This window comes from Agarivorans sp. Z349TD_8 (genome assembly GCF_050870825.2).
Lineage (GTDB): Bacteria > Pseudomonadota > Gammaproteobacteria > Enterobacterales > Celerinatantimonadaceae > Agarivorans.
The window spans coordinates 229586-244836 of sequence record NZ_CP194037.2; the positions used below are offsets into that span (position 1 = coordinate 229586).

A 15251-nucleotide genomic window follows, 5' to 3' on the forward strand; every position below is an offset into this window, starting at 1 on the left:
GGACAACATTTATGCAAATTGATGCTCGGCGAAGGTTATGCCTGAACGGTTTGATGTTATTCACGCTGTTGGTGTTATGTCGCGCCAATGCGGACGTTTATGATCCGCGAAATATGAATGAACGAAAAATGGAAGATGAAGTGGTCTACTTTGTACTTCCCGATCGATTTTATAACGGCGACCAAGATAATGATCTCGGAGGTCTCGAGGGGACGATTTACCAGCATAGCTTTAATCCGTCCGACACCGGTTATTACCATGGTGGAGATCTAAAGGGCTTACAACAAAAACTCGATTATATTCAACAGTTAGGCATTACCGCGATCTGGATGTCGCCAGTGCTTAAAAATCTGCCTTTACAGGTGGGGCCCGATGGCACAGAGTCTGCCGCTTATCATGGTTATTGGACCATTGACTTTACTCAGATCGATCCACACTTTGGGAGCAATCAAGATCTTCAGCACTTTGTTGATGAAGCGCATCGCCGAGGGATCAAAGTACTATTTGATGTTATTACCAATCACACCGCTGACATCATCAAGTTTCGAGAGTGTCATAATGCTCAAGGTCAATTCTTGACGAAGCAAACGGTTTGTCCTTATCGCTCTCTCGAAGAAAGTCAAACATCACCCTATACCCCTTTTGTGCCAGAAGCTTTTGCCAATATTAAAAAACCCAATTGGTTGAACGATATCAGTGTTTATCACAATCAAGGTGATACGACTTTTGCCGGTGAAGATGCCTTGAATGGTGATTTTGAAGGGATGGATGACCTTAATACCGAAGACCCGCGGGTCGTCAAAGGCATGGTGGAAATATTTAAGCACTGGATTGATGCTGGGATCGATGGCTTTCGTATCGATACGGTGCGCAATGTCAATATTGGCTTTTGGCGTGAGTGGGCGCCGCAAATTTTGGATTACGCGAAGCAAAAGGGAAAGCCAAACTTTTTTATGTTCGGGGAAGTTTACGATTACAGCGTCGAAAATCGCAGCGAGTACATGACCGTCGGTAATTTGCCTTCGGTATTCGATTTTAGTTTTCAAGGTGTGGTTCGTTCCGTTATTTCGAATGGTCAAGCGAACGAAGCGATGCATTATCTATTTTCTTCTGACGATTATTATATTGGTGCTAAATCGAATGCGGGCACCCTAGTCAATTTTGTCGGTAACCATGATATGGGCCGGTTTGCTTATTTCCTGCGTAAGGACTTACCTGAAGCTTCTGAAGCCGAATTGATTAAACGTTTTAAGTTGGCCCATGCTTTCATGTTTTTCGCGCGTGGTGTTCCTGTGATTTATTACGGAGATGAACAAGGTTTTGTCGGTGACGGAGAGGATCGGGATGCGCGCGAAGATATGTTGGCCAGTCAAACCGAGTCTTTTAATGACAACGATCTGTTGGCCACAGATGCCACGACTGCAGAAGCCAATTTCGACCTACAGCATCCTTTGTACTTAAGTCTGAAAAAATACATTGATGTATTTAAGTCAGAGACCGCGTTACGCCGAGGCAAGCAGTTCGAGCGCTATTATGACGATAACGATGAAAGTGCTGGCATATATGCCTTTTCACGGGTGATCCCTGAAGAAGGCTTGGATTATTTAGTGGTCTTTAATACCGCCAATCAAGCTAAGCAAGTGAGCTTGGATGCGACGGGCCAAACCTATCGGTTAGTCTATCAAGAGGATCCCGCAGAGCTAACGCGGCAACAAAATAATCAAGTTGAAGTAAGTTTGGCTCCACTTAGTTTTGCTATCTGGAAGTCGCAGACTGCTCTCGAAGCGGTGGATTTATCAGAGGCGGCACTCTCATTTACTGGGGTCAATAGAGGGGATGTGATTAGTGCCCGCAGTCGTATAGAGGTGACGGTTGACGGATTGAAACCAGCGGCAGTTGATTTGGCTAAAATTGAGTTTTCATATCACGAAAAAGGGAGCACAGAAGAAATTCAATTAGGAGCTGATTGGTCAGCACCTTACAGGATTTTTTGGACGCCTATTGGCATTGACGATGGGACTCAAGTCGAGTTGACAGCTACTTTGGTGAATACCCAGGGTCTGCAACTCAGTCAGTCGATTGATTTAGTGGTTGATCGACGGATCCCTGACGAAATCTCCTTGCACTACCAAAATGGCAATCGTCGTACTCAGGCATTTGCGATTAGCGACCAAGGGGCATTTCGCGGACCACTTGCGGTGGAACAGAACCAGATCCAACTACCGTGGGGCGATAATGATGCGGCACAATTTGTGGTGTTTGAGTCTTTCGATGTTAAAACCGGGCGCTATCAGTTTGACCGACCGTTTTTGGTTGAGCGCTCTCATTTAGTACAAGGAAGCCACCAACTCAAAGATGGCGGTCTTAAATCCGATATTTTTGTGAATAATCTGCAACAGTTGACTAAGCAAGAGCATGCGGTTGATCAAGCCTTACCCCCGACCTTGACACATATGGTCGACCCGCTTGAACAACCTTTTTTCTTGCGAGGTTCGATGAACGGATGGGCGGCCGTTGACCAAATGCTTAAGCAAGCTGACGGCTCCTATGCAGCCACTAGACTGGTTAAAATGGGAGGCAGTGAATTCAAGTTTTCTGACGCTAATTGGACGGCGTTCAATTTGGGAGGGGCGTATGGAAAACTTGGTTTAGTGCAGAGTGATAACCCGGCAAATCTTAACGACATCTTTGTTCGTGATGAGCTCTTTGAGTTTCGTTTGTTCACCATGTCTGATGAGCAAGGGCAGGTGTATCGCTTTCATCATTTGCAGCCAGTACCTGGGCCTTTGGCGAAACCTGTGGCCTTAGAATACCTACCGAAACATTGGAAAATTAAAGGCGATTTACGTTTTGCTTATCTTGATAAAAATAAATATCAGTTGAAAGTTCGTATTGAGCAAGCGGGGACCTATGCACTAAAAATGGATGGCATAGCCGTATCAGACAATAAAAATATTAAAGTTGATCAGAAAGTCGCTGTCAGTACTGGCGAGTCGGATGACTTAACTATTGCGGTGGAACATCCAGGCAGCTACATCTTTAGTTTAGATGCTAAGGATCTCGAGCATCCTAGCTTACTGGTTTATGAAGATACTCACGGCAAGGTTGATCTCGGCCCTTATGCCAAAACCCTATATTTACGGGGTTCGATGAATGGCTGGAGCACTTCTTTACCGATGGGGTACAGCGGGGCCAAACGATATTCGTTGGTCGTATATCTCAGCAAAGGGACTTATCAGTTTAAGTTGGCTGATGAAAGTTGGGGCCCAAGCAGCAATATTGGCGGCGATGCTTCAGTCGCCATCGCTCAAGAGATTGAGCTGGATACGGCGGCAGACAGCGGTAACTTAAGTATGACGCTGGTGGATGACGGGGTGTACCAGTTTACTTTGTTTGCTGCGAATAAGAGTAAGCCTTTACTCACCTTAGAAGAACTTCATCAAGTGATTATTCATTATTACCTGCCAACAGAACAACGCTGGGAAACTGAATTCGTGGATTTAGAACCACAACAAGCAGGCTTTGAGACTTGGTATATCGAATCGCTCGGGACGACATTCGCCAGCGAGCAAGAAGCTCTCGCGGCCTTGGACGCGAGCGAAGAAAGTTAAGCCTCGATAGTTCTAATTTGCTTACCGGTGTCTTTTAAACATCGGTAAGCATACAAGAAATAAGGAAATGTTGAGAATGAATCGCGGTATAAGCAACAAGGAAATCCAACGATGAGTGTTTGTCCTTTGGTGGTCGATCTCGATGGAACGCTGTTAAAAACTGATTTGTTATTTGAATCTTTGATGGCATTTTTACGCCGCCATCCACTGCAAGTTTTACGTTTATTTTGGTGGGTAATTCGGGGGAAGGCCTATTTTAAACATCAGTTGGCTAACTGGGTTGAGTTGGATGTGACCGTGATGCCCTACCACCTAGAATTGTTAGATTATCTCAAGGAACAACAAAACTTAGGGCGCAAATTGATCCTAGCAACGGGGTCGGATTTTGGTTTAGCCACTCAGGTCTCAGAGCATTTAGGGTGTTTTGATAGCACCTTTGGCAGTAGCTTGCATCTAAATTTAGTGGGTAATAACAAACGTGTATTGCTCGATAAACTTTATGGTGCAGGGCGTTATGATTACGCCGGAAATTCCGAGAGTGATTTGTCGATATGGGGATCTGCGCGTCGTGCATTAGTGGTGAACGCGAAGCAAGGGGTGCTTAAAAAAGCTGGTGTTTTAGCCCCTATCGAGCGGGTTTTTCTGCCAGAACGAGGGGTTTGGCGTGGTGCTATTCGAGCGATGCGTTTGCATCAATGGGCAAAGAACAGTTTGGTTATGGTTCCTTTATTTTTTGCTCATCAGTTTGCCGATCCAAATATTTGGTTGAAAGCCTTAGCGGCTTTTGTTGCCTGTGGTTTATGTGCGTCTAGCGTATATTTACTCAACGATTTACTCGATTTGACCGACGACCGCCATCATCATAGTAAACGCCGACGCCCTTTTGCCGCAGGGCAAACGCCGATCCCTTTGGGTTTGCTTATGATCCCGCTGCTGTTAATGGTTACAGCGGTTATTGTGAGCTGGCTCCCGCCGATGTTTGGCAAGGTCTTAGCGGGTTATTATCTGCTGACAATGTTATATAGCTTTTACTTGAAACGGGTGGTGCTGCTGGATGTGCTGGCACTGGCCATGCTGTACACCTTTCGGATTATCGCGGGCGGTTTTGCAGTTGGCATTGCGTTGTCTTTCTGGCTGTTGTCGTTTTCGGTCTTTTTCTTTTTAAGTTTGGCGATTGCGAAACGCTATACCGAACTCATGGTTGCGAAACGAACCCAGAAGCAGGAGTTGCGCGGAAGAGGCTATGAAACCGACGACATTACGCTGATTGCTTCCTTAGGGTCGGCGAGCGGTTATTTATCGGTGCTGGTATTAGCGCTATATATTAACAGCCCCACAATTACTGCTCTTTATACTCATCCGCAATTAATTTGGCTGGTTTGTCCGGTACTGCTGTATTGGATTAGTCGAGTATGGGTGATCGCCCACCGAGGCAACATGCATGATGATCCGATTATGTTTGCGCTCAAAGATCCAACTAGCCTGGTTTTAGGCTCGGGTATAGTTTCAATTATATTAATGGCGATTTAAATTATGAGTGAATTTCAGTCTTGGGGGCAGGTGCCATACGCTGAGCAGAATGTGTCTCCCTTTCTTTGGCGTCATCACAATCCATATCCGGAAGTTGATGCGCAGACCAATATTTTACCCTATGGCAATGGCCGTAGTTACGGTGACAGTTGTTTGAATCACACTGGAAGTCTGTTAAACATTCGACCGCTGAAACGTTTACTGTCATTTGACCGAGTGCAAGGGCGTTTAACTTGCGAAGCGGGGGTTTTGCTGAGTGAAGTTTTAGCATGTATTGTTCCTCATGGTTGGTTTTTACCGGTGACGCCCGGTACCCAATTTGTCACGGTTGGCGGGGCGATTGCGAATGATGTGCACGGCAAAAATCACCATGTTGATGGTACCTTTGGGGTACATGTTGAATGTTTTGAACTACTGCGTTCTAACGGTGAACGTTTGCTTTGTTCACTGCAACAAAATAGCGAATTGTTTCGTGCCACGATTGGTGGTCTAGGTCTCACTGGAGTGATTACTTGGGTGGAGTTTCGGCTTAAAGCGATCGGCTCGAATATGATTGATTCAGAGAACGTGAAATGCCGTAATCTTGATGAGTTTTTCTCTTTGGCCGAAGACTCTGATCAACAGTATGACTACACCGTGGCTTGGATAGATTGTTTGGCCAGTGGCGCATCACTTGGCCGAGGTATTTTCATGCGTGGTAATCATGCCTCGCAAGGGGTCAAGTCAGCGCCTCGTCTTTCCTTATCGGTGCCGTTGACCCCGCCAATTTCACTGATCAATAAACTCAGTCTGAAGGCCTTCAATTTTGCTTATTACCATAAGCAGATGGAGAAGGTTCACCAACAACGTACTCATTATCAACCGTTTTTCTATCCTCTGGATGCTGTGGGTGAATGGAATCGGATCTACGGACCTAAGGGATTTTACCAATATCAGTGTGTGATCCCTCTGGCTGATGCGAAAGCAGGGATGAAAGCGATCCTAACGGAAATCTCTGCTTCTGGCTTAGGCTCATTTTTGGCGGTATTAAAAATGTTTGGTGCCGTCGTCTCCCCAGGATTGCTGTCGTTCCCTCAAGAAGGAGTCACCCTAGCCTTAGACTTTCCTAATCAAGGCGATAAAACGCGTCAATTAATGCAAAAGCTCGACGATATCACCTTCAATCATGGTGGACGGGTGTATCCAGCGAAAGATGCACGCATGTCAGCGGAGCATTTCCAACATTATTATCCACAGTGGCGTCAACTGGAAGCCTTGAGGGATCCTAGACATAGCTCCAGTTTTTGGAGACGGGTAACAGAATTATGAAAATATTAGTCATTGGCGCAACCTCGGCAATTGCTCAATCGGTCATTCGTTTGTACGCTGTCGAAAAGGCCGAAATTTACTTGATTGCTCGAGATGCAGAAAAGTTATCAACGGTGTGTGCTAACGCAGAAGTATTGGGCGCATCGCGAGTGCATAGCTGTTGTGGCGATCTCAATAATTTAGCATTTCAAATCAAAGCGCTTGATGATGCTCAAGTTCAGTTACAACGTTTCGATCTGGCTCTGATTGCACATGGTACGCTCCCAAATCAACAAGACTGCAGCCAGTCGGTGGATGCAACTCTTGCCGCCATTGAAACAAACTTCACGAGTACCGCCGCGCTACTCACTGAACTTGCGAACCGCTTTGTGACTTGGCAAGCCGGCACCATTGCCGTGATTAGCTCGGTTGCTGGCGATCGGGGACGTCAATCCAATTATGTGTATGGTGCGGCGAAAGGCGCTTTGAGTATTTTTGTACAGGGCTTGCGTAATCGGCTATACCGCAACAATGTTGATGTGTTAACCATTAAGCCTGGCTTCGTTGATACGCCCATGACGGCAGACTTTAAAAAGGGGTTGTTATGGGCATCGGCAGATCAAGTTGGGCTAGGGATTAAAAAAGCGGTTACTCGGCGACGTTCCGTGGCTTACTTACCTGGATTCTGGTTCTTTATTATGAGTATTATTCGGCTCATCCCAGAAATACTATTTAAGAGGATGTCGCTTTGAGTTCTCGTTTAATCGTTCTGTATATTTTATTCGCCATCGCCGCGACTTGGGGGAATTTGACCACTCAGTGGTTGAGTGATCAGATTTATAAAGGGCCGGGGCAGTTTTATATTTCGTTGTTTACGGGAACTTTTGTTGGGTTATTGCTTAAATATTGGTTAGATAAGTCTTACATTTTTTATTTTCAAACCGAAAGTCGTGGTGATGATATACAAAAGTTCATCTTATATAGTTTTATGGGAGTTATCACCACCGTACTATTTTGGGGGACCGAATTGCTTTTTGCATTGTGTTTCGTCGATCTAGAGGGGGCCAAGTATGTGGGAGGTATCGTTGGCTTGGCGATGGGCTACCTACTAAAGTTTTACTTAGATAAACGCTATGTGTTTGTTACTGCAAATTAGTCATAGGGTACGACTTGACGACTGCTTGGGGGCCTGACAATGAGTTAGGCCTTTCTATTTTGAGTGGAATGAAAAGCCAGCTCTCTGGGCGGGTACTATTGACGGACCAATGGATTTTGAAATTTGCGTGACTGGCCGTGGGTATACGCGTTTTTAGCTGTGTTGGCTAATCGGATGAGTGGGGCGTTCATTCATTTTAGGCCGAATTCAGTGCACTTGGCTGCTATTGCAAGTACACTTTTGGCTGGATTCGAGCAGCAAATGGAGTAACTAAATGATGGATATTCAGCCGATCAATGTCGAATTAATACCAGAAAATAGCGCAAAAGCACTCTATCCTGAGCCATTTGCGTCGATGGTTAAGAGCCGGCGTAAAAGAAAGTTAGGTGACTACTTTGGATTGATGAATTTTGGTGTAAATCTGACGACTTTAGCACCTCATTCGATCTCTGCACTCAAGCATCATCATTCTAAACAGGATGAATTTATATACATTGTTTGCGGAACACCAACCTTGATTTACGGTGAAAAAGAAATTCTCATGTCTGCCGGAGACTGTATGGGTTTTAAGGCGAATACAGGCATCGCCCACCAACTCATCAATCGGACTGCGTTTGAGGTGAGTTATCTAGAAGTGGGGGATCGAACGCTGGACGATGCCGTTGCATATCCTGATGATGACCTCGCTTTGATTCATGAAAAGGATGGTTCCTGGTCGGTATTACATAAAGACGGCTCAGCCTATTAGCCCGCTCATGTGTTCATCAAAACAGTCGCTAGTTAAGTTGTCGCATTGTAAGATGCTGGCGTCTGTTTAGCTTGGCTATAGAGAAGGATTGTGCGTGGAAATTAGGTTTGGACGGCAGTCAGATATCGCTGCAATTACCGATATATTTAACTTTTATATATTGAACAGTTACGCTCGTTTTGAAGAGCGCATATTCACGCTGGAGGATCGCCAGCAATGGTTTGAGCAATTTCGGGCCGACTCAAAATATCAGCTTTATGTTGCCTGCCATGAGAATGACATTTTGGGTTTTGCTTGTTCTCAACAATACCGGGCGATTGAAGCATTTGACGATACTGTCGAGGTGACCATTTATTTACTTGAACGGGCAAAAGGGCAACGCGTGGGATCATTATTGTACCAGCGTCTTTTTAGCGAACTGGCTACTCAGAATGTTCATCGAGCGCTTTCTGGTATCGCGTTACCAAATGCAGCATCGATTGGATTGCATCAACAATTTGGATTTAGCCAAGTGGGAGTGTTTGATCAGTATGCGAAGAAAAATGGCCAGTATCTCAGCGCGATGTGGCTAGAAAAGGTGTTTTCTAATCATCCCGCTTAAGCATTCATCAGCCTGTTATGGGTGATAGCGAGCATTTAATTTTATAAAGTCAGTGGACTTTATTCATTGTAAATAAAACTGGGCGGTAACCACCCAGTTTTTTAATTCCTGCTCATCCTAGAAAGGGGCGTCGATATCAACCACATTCACCAGTTTATGGTTGACGAACTCCTTGATCCCTAAACCAATCAGTTCGCGACCATAACCGGAGTTGCGTATTCCTCCGAAGGGGAGATCTGCTTTTACCATGGTTGGATGGTTCACGAAAACCATTCCAGTAGAAATGCGGTGGGCAATTTGTTCGCCACGTTTTTCATCCGCAGTGAATACTGAGCCACCTAAACCAAATGGCGAATCGTTGGCAATATTTACCGCATCATCTTCATCTTCAGCGGGTAAAATCATTGATACTGGTCCAAAAAATTCCCAATAGTAAGCCGGATTATCGGCCGTAAGGTTGGTTAAAATAGTTGGCTGTACAAAAGCTCCCTGCTCTGGGACTTTAGGGCCGACTTCAGTTGCCGTAGCACCATAAGCCACCGCTTCTCGGATCTTCTGTTTCACTTCATCTGCGGCGGCTTGCGATGATAAAGGCGCTAATGTTGTTTCCACATCCATCGGATCGCCAGCCTTTAATGCGGCAACCCCTTGGCTATACAGGCTTAGAAATTCATCATAGACAGATTTGACAATAATCATGCGTTTAGAGGATACGCAGACTTGACCACCGTTCCAGTGACGGCCAAATACAGCCCATTTCACGGTTTTTTCGAGTTCTGCATCTTGCAGTACCACAAAAGCATCGGCGCCGCCAAGTTCAAGGGTTGATTTCTTCATTGCTTTACCTGCTTGAGCGGCCACAACTGCCCCAGCACCTTCTGAGCCCGTCAAGGCTACGCCGCGAACAAGTGGACTGCTAATGATTTTTTCAACTTGAGAGCGAGTGGCATATAGCTGTTGGAATGCGCCATTGGGTAAACCCGCTTCAGACATCAATTTAGCAAATGCAGCTGCGGCTTGAGGAACATTAGAAGCATGTTTGAGTAGTAAAGTATTGCCAGCAGATAGTTGTGGCGCCAAAATGCGGGCAATTTGATAGAAAGGAAAATTCCAGGGTTCGATCGCTAGCAGTACGCCGAGTGGTTCATGGTGTAAGGTTGCTTTACCTTCACTGGAGTCTGCTACTGGCAATGTTTCTGGGGCGAGCAGTGTTTCTGAGTGTTTAACATAGTATTCCATGATCTGAGCGGATAGCTCGACTTCGGCTTCAGCTTCAAGCAACAGTTTGCCCATTTCCAAGGTTAGGATCTTGGCATATTTAGTTTTGTTCTCTCTTAGTATATCGGCCGCGCGTTGTAAAATTTCTGCGCGCTGAGCAAACGATGTTTCACGCCACTTTAAAAAAGCTTGGTTGGCATTGTTTAGCGCCAGCTCGACTTCGTCGTCGGTCGCGTCAGCAAATGTTTTGATTAGGTCGCCAGTATAAGGATTCACGCTTGCGTAACTCATAAATAAAACCTCTAGAAAAATAGACTTTGGTGGTGAAGAGATGGCTGTCGGGTCATCGTGTATGGATAGACTGACGCAGCCGCTTAGCATTGCTTGAATGAAGCCGATTTGGCAGAAAAACAACAACTCAAATGGCTTAGGAATAAGATAAATTCTTTTCTTTAAACAAAACCTTAAGCGATTTCGATGAGGTAATTATGATGATAAAGAGTGGATAGAAGAAATTGTTTCAAACTATCTTATTGATAGTTTTTCCTGATGAGTCAACGTTGATACCACATTTTTGACCCCGACCTCATTTAAGCTGGGGCCTTCCGGTAGGGTTTGTGGTTGGTCTCTGGGTAACCGCTGGATTTATTTCAGCGGCGACACCTAGCGTTTTCAACTTTGCTTAAATACAGCGCTAGTGAAAAATGCAGCCATAAGTCATCAAGCCTAGGTGTAATCCTTGCTTGGATCGGTCAATATGAATTGCTTACAAATTGAATAGGAAATCAGCGTGTATCAACTTTACTACTATCCAAATAACGCAAGCTTAGCCCCGCATTTTTTGTTGTTTCATATGCAGCTCAAGTATCAATTATTGCTGGTTGACCGGAAATCCAATTTTCAAAAATCGCCAGAGTATCTAAAGCTAAATCCAGTGGGGCGAATACCGACACTGATTGATGAGGGGAGGGCAATTTTTGAAAGCACTGCCATTTGCATACATTTGTGCGAACAGCATCCCGAGCACCAGCTTATTCCTGACTTGGGGAGCAGGCTGCGCCCCTTGTTTTTTCAGTGGTTAGCTTATTTAAATAATACCCTTCAAGCGGAATTGATGGTTCGTTACTATCCGCACCGACACACCGACGATGCATGCGCCATTCCGAATATTGTAGCGGCACAAGATGAGCGGATCGCGGAAGCGTTAGCAGTGATTAATGCTCAGTTAGTGGGTAAACAATACTTGTTGGGTGAGCAGATCAGTGCATGTGATTTCTTCTTGTTTATGTTGGCCGAATGGTCATTACCGAGTAAGATCTCGCCTTTAGATTTTGAAGATTTGGCTGCCTATTTAAAACGTCTGTCGGCGCATCCAACAATTCGAGCGGTTTGCCAGTTAGAAGGGATTGATTTGACTCCTTTTGAATAACGGTGGGCTCAAGATGAGCCATGATTGAATTCACCTCGGCACGACCTTGGTAGGCCTTGCCGAGCGCAATCATCGTCTCTCCAAAGGCTTTATGCCTAACTATAATCACAATCCCAAAATCGACAAGCAAGCTCTGGCTTGATCTGATGCTGCGGTTTTGGCTGTCAGTAGACACTCTCGAAGTCTGTGTAAGATCAACATCTCTTGTTGAACTTTTGTTTTTACGGAAGCTGCTCGGGTATTTCGTCTATTACTGGCCTCAAAAGCTGCCAAGGTGTCCTTAAGCTCATTTTGTTACCACGAACAAATGGTTTTATATGTTGCGCAGGGTTCAGTTCTACATGATGCTCCATTGCTGAAAATACTCTGCCCTGCTAATGAGAAAATTATCGAGGAAATTATCGAGACAGCCATCTTAAGATACGATTGCATGAGTGACTGCCCCTGCTCATTTCTGTCAAGAGGAAATTATCGAGACAGCCATCTTAAGATGCTATTGCATGAGTGACTGCCCCAGCTCATTTCTGTCAAAAAAACGCTTCAAAGGTGGTCAAATTATATTGTTGTTCGGTAGTTGCGGGCTAATCTTGGCTGATTTCATATTTGTGAAAGGTATCTTCAATGCTGAGGTCAAATCCAGAGAGCGCGCCATACTTAACCGTGCTTGAAGTCAACAAACGCATTTTATGCACTCCTAAATGTTGCAATATTTGCGAGCCGATGCCTATTTCACTGCTTGCATATGGACTGTTGTTGCTACCTTGTTCAGCTGATTCAAAATAGCTTGGGCACTGAGTTGTCGACCAATGAGTACCAATATGCCACCAGTGAGACTGCTTTGGATTTGCTCCAAGGCGTCTTGAATATTCCACTTCTTGCTATCGATCTTAAATAGATCGAGTGGATAATTAAGCGCATGCACTCGCACCAGCGGGGCGCAGGCTTGGTCACTTTGAAAGTGCTCGCTTACTAGCGCGTAATGTAACTGTTGATCGATGGTATCTTGATAGGTCATGAGTTTGAATCTGCCATGTTGAGTATTCAGATGTTGCTCTAAAATACACTTCACGACTGTTTCGGTTTTTAATCGAAATTTGATTAAGTCAGCAATGGTTCCCAACTTGATATCATGTTTTGCTGCGAATTCTTCTAGCTGCGGCCGGCGGGCCATACTGCCATCCGGATTCAGAACTTCGATAATGGCACAAGATGGTTCAAGACCTGCAAGTTTTGCCAAATCACATCCCGCTTCAGTATGGCCCGCACGGATTAATACGCCACCAGGTTTGGCGACGATAGGAAAAACGTGTCCAGGAGAGACGATGTCTGAAGGCTGCGCAGCGTCACGGCTGGCCATCTTAATGGTATGAGCTCTATCTTGAGCGGAGATCCCTGTGCTAATTCCAGTGGCGGCTTCAATGGAAATGGTAAAATTGGTGCCATATTGTTCGGTATTATTTTTTACCATAATGGGCAGTTTAAGCTGCTGGGCGCGTTGTTCGGTAATAGTTAAACATAGTAGTCCGCGACCTTCAGTCACCATGAAATTAATCATCTCTGCAGTGATGTTCTCGGCAGCAACTAATATGTCACCCTCATTTTCTCTATCTTCATCGTCCATCAGGATGACCATCTTCCCGAGTCGAATATCTTCAATGATGTCTTCAATGCTACTTAAAGTCATATTTCGTGCTCGCTTGAATTTAAAATTACCAATGAATATATATGCTAGCGTTGCAGTTTAGCACTTTCAGGTGCGATTTTCATGAGTTCATTTGTGCATGTTTCGTTATCTGGATACAACTTTATTCCAATATATAAATCCTTTTAAATCAGTTAATTAGTATTATTTAGGCTTGGTTTCATCCTTTCCAACAGGCTGGCGTATGGATCGTTATCAGTATTATTTTTGGACCGTTTGATGTGCGGTTACGAGCAATTTATATTCAATGACTGTGATGCTGCTCAGGTTTTGTACATCTCGATGTGGACAGATTTTAGATCATTCACTAAGCTGATTTTGAATAAATAACGTTACGTGAATATATATTCAAGGGGTGATTATAATGATAAATAAAATACTAACTATCAGCGCATTAGCGTTAGCGACTACCTTCTCTAGCTTGTCTATGGCTGATAACGGTTTAATAGCAATTATTACGCCGTCCCACGATAACCCTTTCTTTAAGGCGGAAGCGATGGGGGCAAAAGCGAAAGCAGAAGAGCTGGGCTACACAACCTTGGTAGCGTCTCACGATGATGATGCCAACAAGCAAGACCAGCTCATTTCAACTGCAATCGCGAGAAATGCCAAGGCCATTATCCTCGACAATGCGGGTTCTGATGTGACTATCGGGGCTCTCGAAAAAGCTAAAAAAGCCGGGGTTCCAGCCTTCTTGATTGACCGTGAAATTAATAAAACAGGTATTGCGGTTTCTCAAATCGTATCCAACAACTATCAAGGTGCTCAGCTTGGCGCAGAGAAGTTTGTGGAATTGATGGGAGGAGAGGGGAATTTCGTTGAACTCTTAGGTCGTGAATCTGATACCAACGCCCATGTTCGCTCTCAGGGTTACCATGATGTGATCGACGATTACACCGACATGAAAATGGTGGCTCAACAAACTGCAAACTGGAGCCAGCCAGAAGCGTTTAATCGCATGGAGTCTATTTTACAAGCCAACCCAAATATTAAAGGTGTGATTTCGGGGAACGATACCATGGCTCTTGGTGCCGAAGCTGCGCTTAAAGCGGCTGGCCGGAGCGATGTGATTGTGGTGGGTTTTGACGGCAGTGATTATGTTCGAGATTCCATTATTGCGGGCGCAAATATTAAGGCAACGGTCTTACAACCAGCCTGGGACCAAGCGCAAATGGCGATGGTGCAGGCCGACAAATATATTAAAACTGGCAGCACAGGCTTAGATGAAAAACAATTAATGGATTGTTTATTGATCGATGAAAGCAATGCGAAAAACTTAGATACCTTTGCAATGAAGTAAATCCAATAGGAGCTAAGGCTTGCTTTAGCTCCTTTTTCTACTCGGCAATATCCAGTGGTATGTAAAGGATAGTTAGAACATGAGCGTGATGAATTTAAGCAAGTTTTCTTTAGTTCCATTGTTTTGTGTGGCGCTATTGGGATGTGATGTCGTTAAGTTGGACCAAAATGGCAAACCAATTATTCCGATGACTGCAAAAGAGGCTGCATCTCTTCAAAATTTAACACCAGAGGTGCTCGCAGAAAAATTTTGGGGGGACATTTTAAAAGAAGCAAAGGTCAAATCTAAACCGCTTGAACAGGGGAATAGTGGCGGCCTCAAAAGCCAGTTTGTTCGCATTAGTGGAGTGGTTGACCAGGTTGATGATAGTAAAAAAGCCGCGACAATGACGGTGGTGACCGGTGACCAACATGTGGTGTTACAGATTGGCCCGATCGTACGTGGCAACTCCATTAGAGATGCGACCAGTTTCATTAATTTTGACGACTTTAAGAACCAAGTTCAGTTTGCTCGTTTATCAAAAGAGCTGAATAAAAAAGCAATCCAAAATTTTGCTCGTCCTGATAGCTCTTGGGCCGGGAGTCCGGTCGAAGTATTAGCGGCCGTGACTTATAAAAATATGGGTGTCACACAAGTGATTCCTCTTGAAGTTATGAAGAGGTAGTCGGC

Annotated in this window: 11 protein-coding genes and 1 pseudogene; 10 read left to right on the plus strand and 2 right to left on the minus strand. The window is 44.8% G+C overall.

Going from position 1 to position 15251, the window contains the following annotated elements:
* The first annotated feature begins 11 nt into the window (after window positions 1-11).
* The 7 genes from ACRRS1_RS00990 (at window position 12) to ACRRS1_RS01020 (ending at window position 8933) form a co-directional block, all read left to right on the plus strand.
* Window positions 12-3611, plus strand: coding sequence for an alpha-amylase family glycosyl hydrolase (locus tag ACRRS1_RS00990; RefSeq protein WP_432468572.1), 3600 nt, complete (start codon window positions 12-14; stop codon window positions 3609-3611).
* Window positions 3612-3722: 111 nt separating this feature from the next.
* The gene (locus ACRRS1_RS00995; protein ID WP_432464189.1) at window positions 3723-5141 is read left to right on the plus strand and encodes a UbiA family prenyltransferase; all 1419 of its coding nucleotides are present in this window, start codon (window positions 3723-3725) and stop codon (window positions 5139-5141) included.
* Window positions 5142-5144: 3 nt separating this feature from the next.
* The gene (locus ACRRS1_RS01000) at window positions 5145-6449 is read left to right on the plus strand and encodes an FAD-binding protein (RefSeq protein ID WP_432468571.1); all 1305 of its coding nucleotides are present in this window, start codon (window positions 5145-5147) and stop codon (window positions 6447-6449) included.
* Window positions 6446-7180, plus strand: a complete 735-nt coding sequence (locus ACRRS1_RS01005; RefSeq protein WP_432455057.1) for an SDR family oxidoreductase — start codon at window positions 6446-6448, stop codon at window positions 7178-7180. The genes ACRRS1_RS01000 and ACRRS1_RS01005 overlap by 4 nt, the downstream gene beginning before the upstream one ends.
* Window positions 7177-7584 (plus strand): GtrA family protein, encoded by a 408-nt coding sequence (locus ACRRS1_RS01010; protein WP_432455056.1) that lies wholly within the window; start codon window positions 7177-7179, stop codon window positions 7582-7584. Before ACRRS1_RS01005 ends, ACRRS1_RS01010 begins: the two co-directional genes overlap by 4 nt.
* 274 nt (window positions 7585-7858) lie before the next feature.
* The gene (locus ACRRS1_RS01015) at window positions 7859-8332 is read left to right on the plus strand and encodes a cupin domain-containing protein (RefSeq protein ID WP_432460660.1); all 474 of its coding nucleotides are present in this window, start codon (window positions 7859-7861) and stop codon (window positions 8330-8332) included.
* Between the two features lie 94 nt (window positions 8333-8426).
* Window positions 8427-8933, plus strand: coding sequence for a GNAT family N-acetyltransferase (locus ACRRS1_RS01020; protein ID WP_432455054.1), 507 nt, complete (start codon window positions 8427-8429; stop codon window positions 8931-8933).
* A gap of 117 nt (window positions 8934-9050) precedes the next feature.
* Here ACRRS1_RS01020 and ACRRS1_RS01025 read toward each other — a convergent pair whose 3' ends face one another.
* Entirely contained in the window at window positions 9051-10442 is a 1392-nt protein-coding gene (locus ACRRS1_RS01025) for an NAD-dependent succinate-semialdehyde dehydrogenase (protein ID WP_432468570.1), read from the minus strand.
* 499 nt (window positions 10443-10941) lie between these two features.
* Here ACRRS1_RS01025 and ACRRS1_RS01030 point away from each other — a divergent pair, with 499 nt between their 5' ends.
* A complete protein-coding gene (locus ACRRS1_RS01030; RefSeq protein WP_432455052.1) occupies window positions 10942-11580 on the plus strand; it encodes a glutathione S-transferase family protein in 639 nt (212 codons plus the stop codon).
* A gap of 581 nt (window positions 11581-12161) precedes the next feature.
* Here ACRRS1_RS01030 and ribB read toward each other — a convergent pair.
* Window positions 12162-13264 (minus strand): annotated as a pseudogene (gene ribB / locus ACRRS1_RS01035) (3,4-dihydroxy-2-butanone-4-phosphate synthase).
* A gap of 382 nt (window positions 13265-13646) precedes the next feature.
* Between ribB and ACRRS1_RS01040 the strand changes: the two are divergent.
* Window positions 13647-14582 (plus strand): D-ribose ABC transporter substrate-binding protein, encoded by a 936-nt coding sequence (locus tag ACRRS1_RS01040; protein WP_432455050.1) that lies wholly within the window; start codon window positions 13647-13649, stop codon window positions 14580-14582.
* 79 nt (window positions 14583-14661) lie between these two features.
* Complete coding sequence (locus ACRRS1_RS01045) at window positions 14662-15246, plus strand: DUF2291 family protein (RefSeq protein ID WP_432455049.1); 585 nt, start codon at window positions 14662-14664, stop codon at window positions 15244-15246.
* Window positions 15247-15251 lie beyond the last annotated feature (5 nt).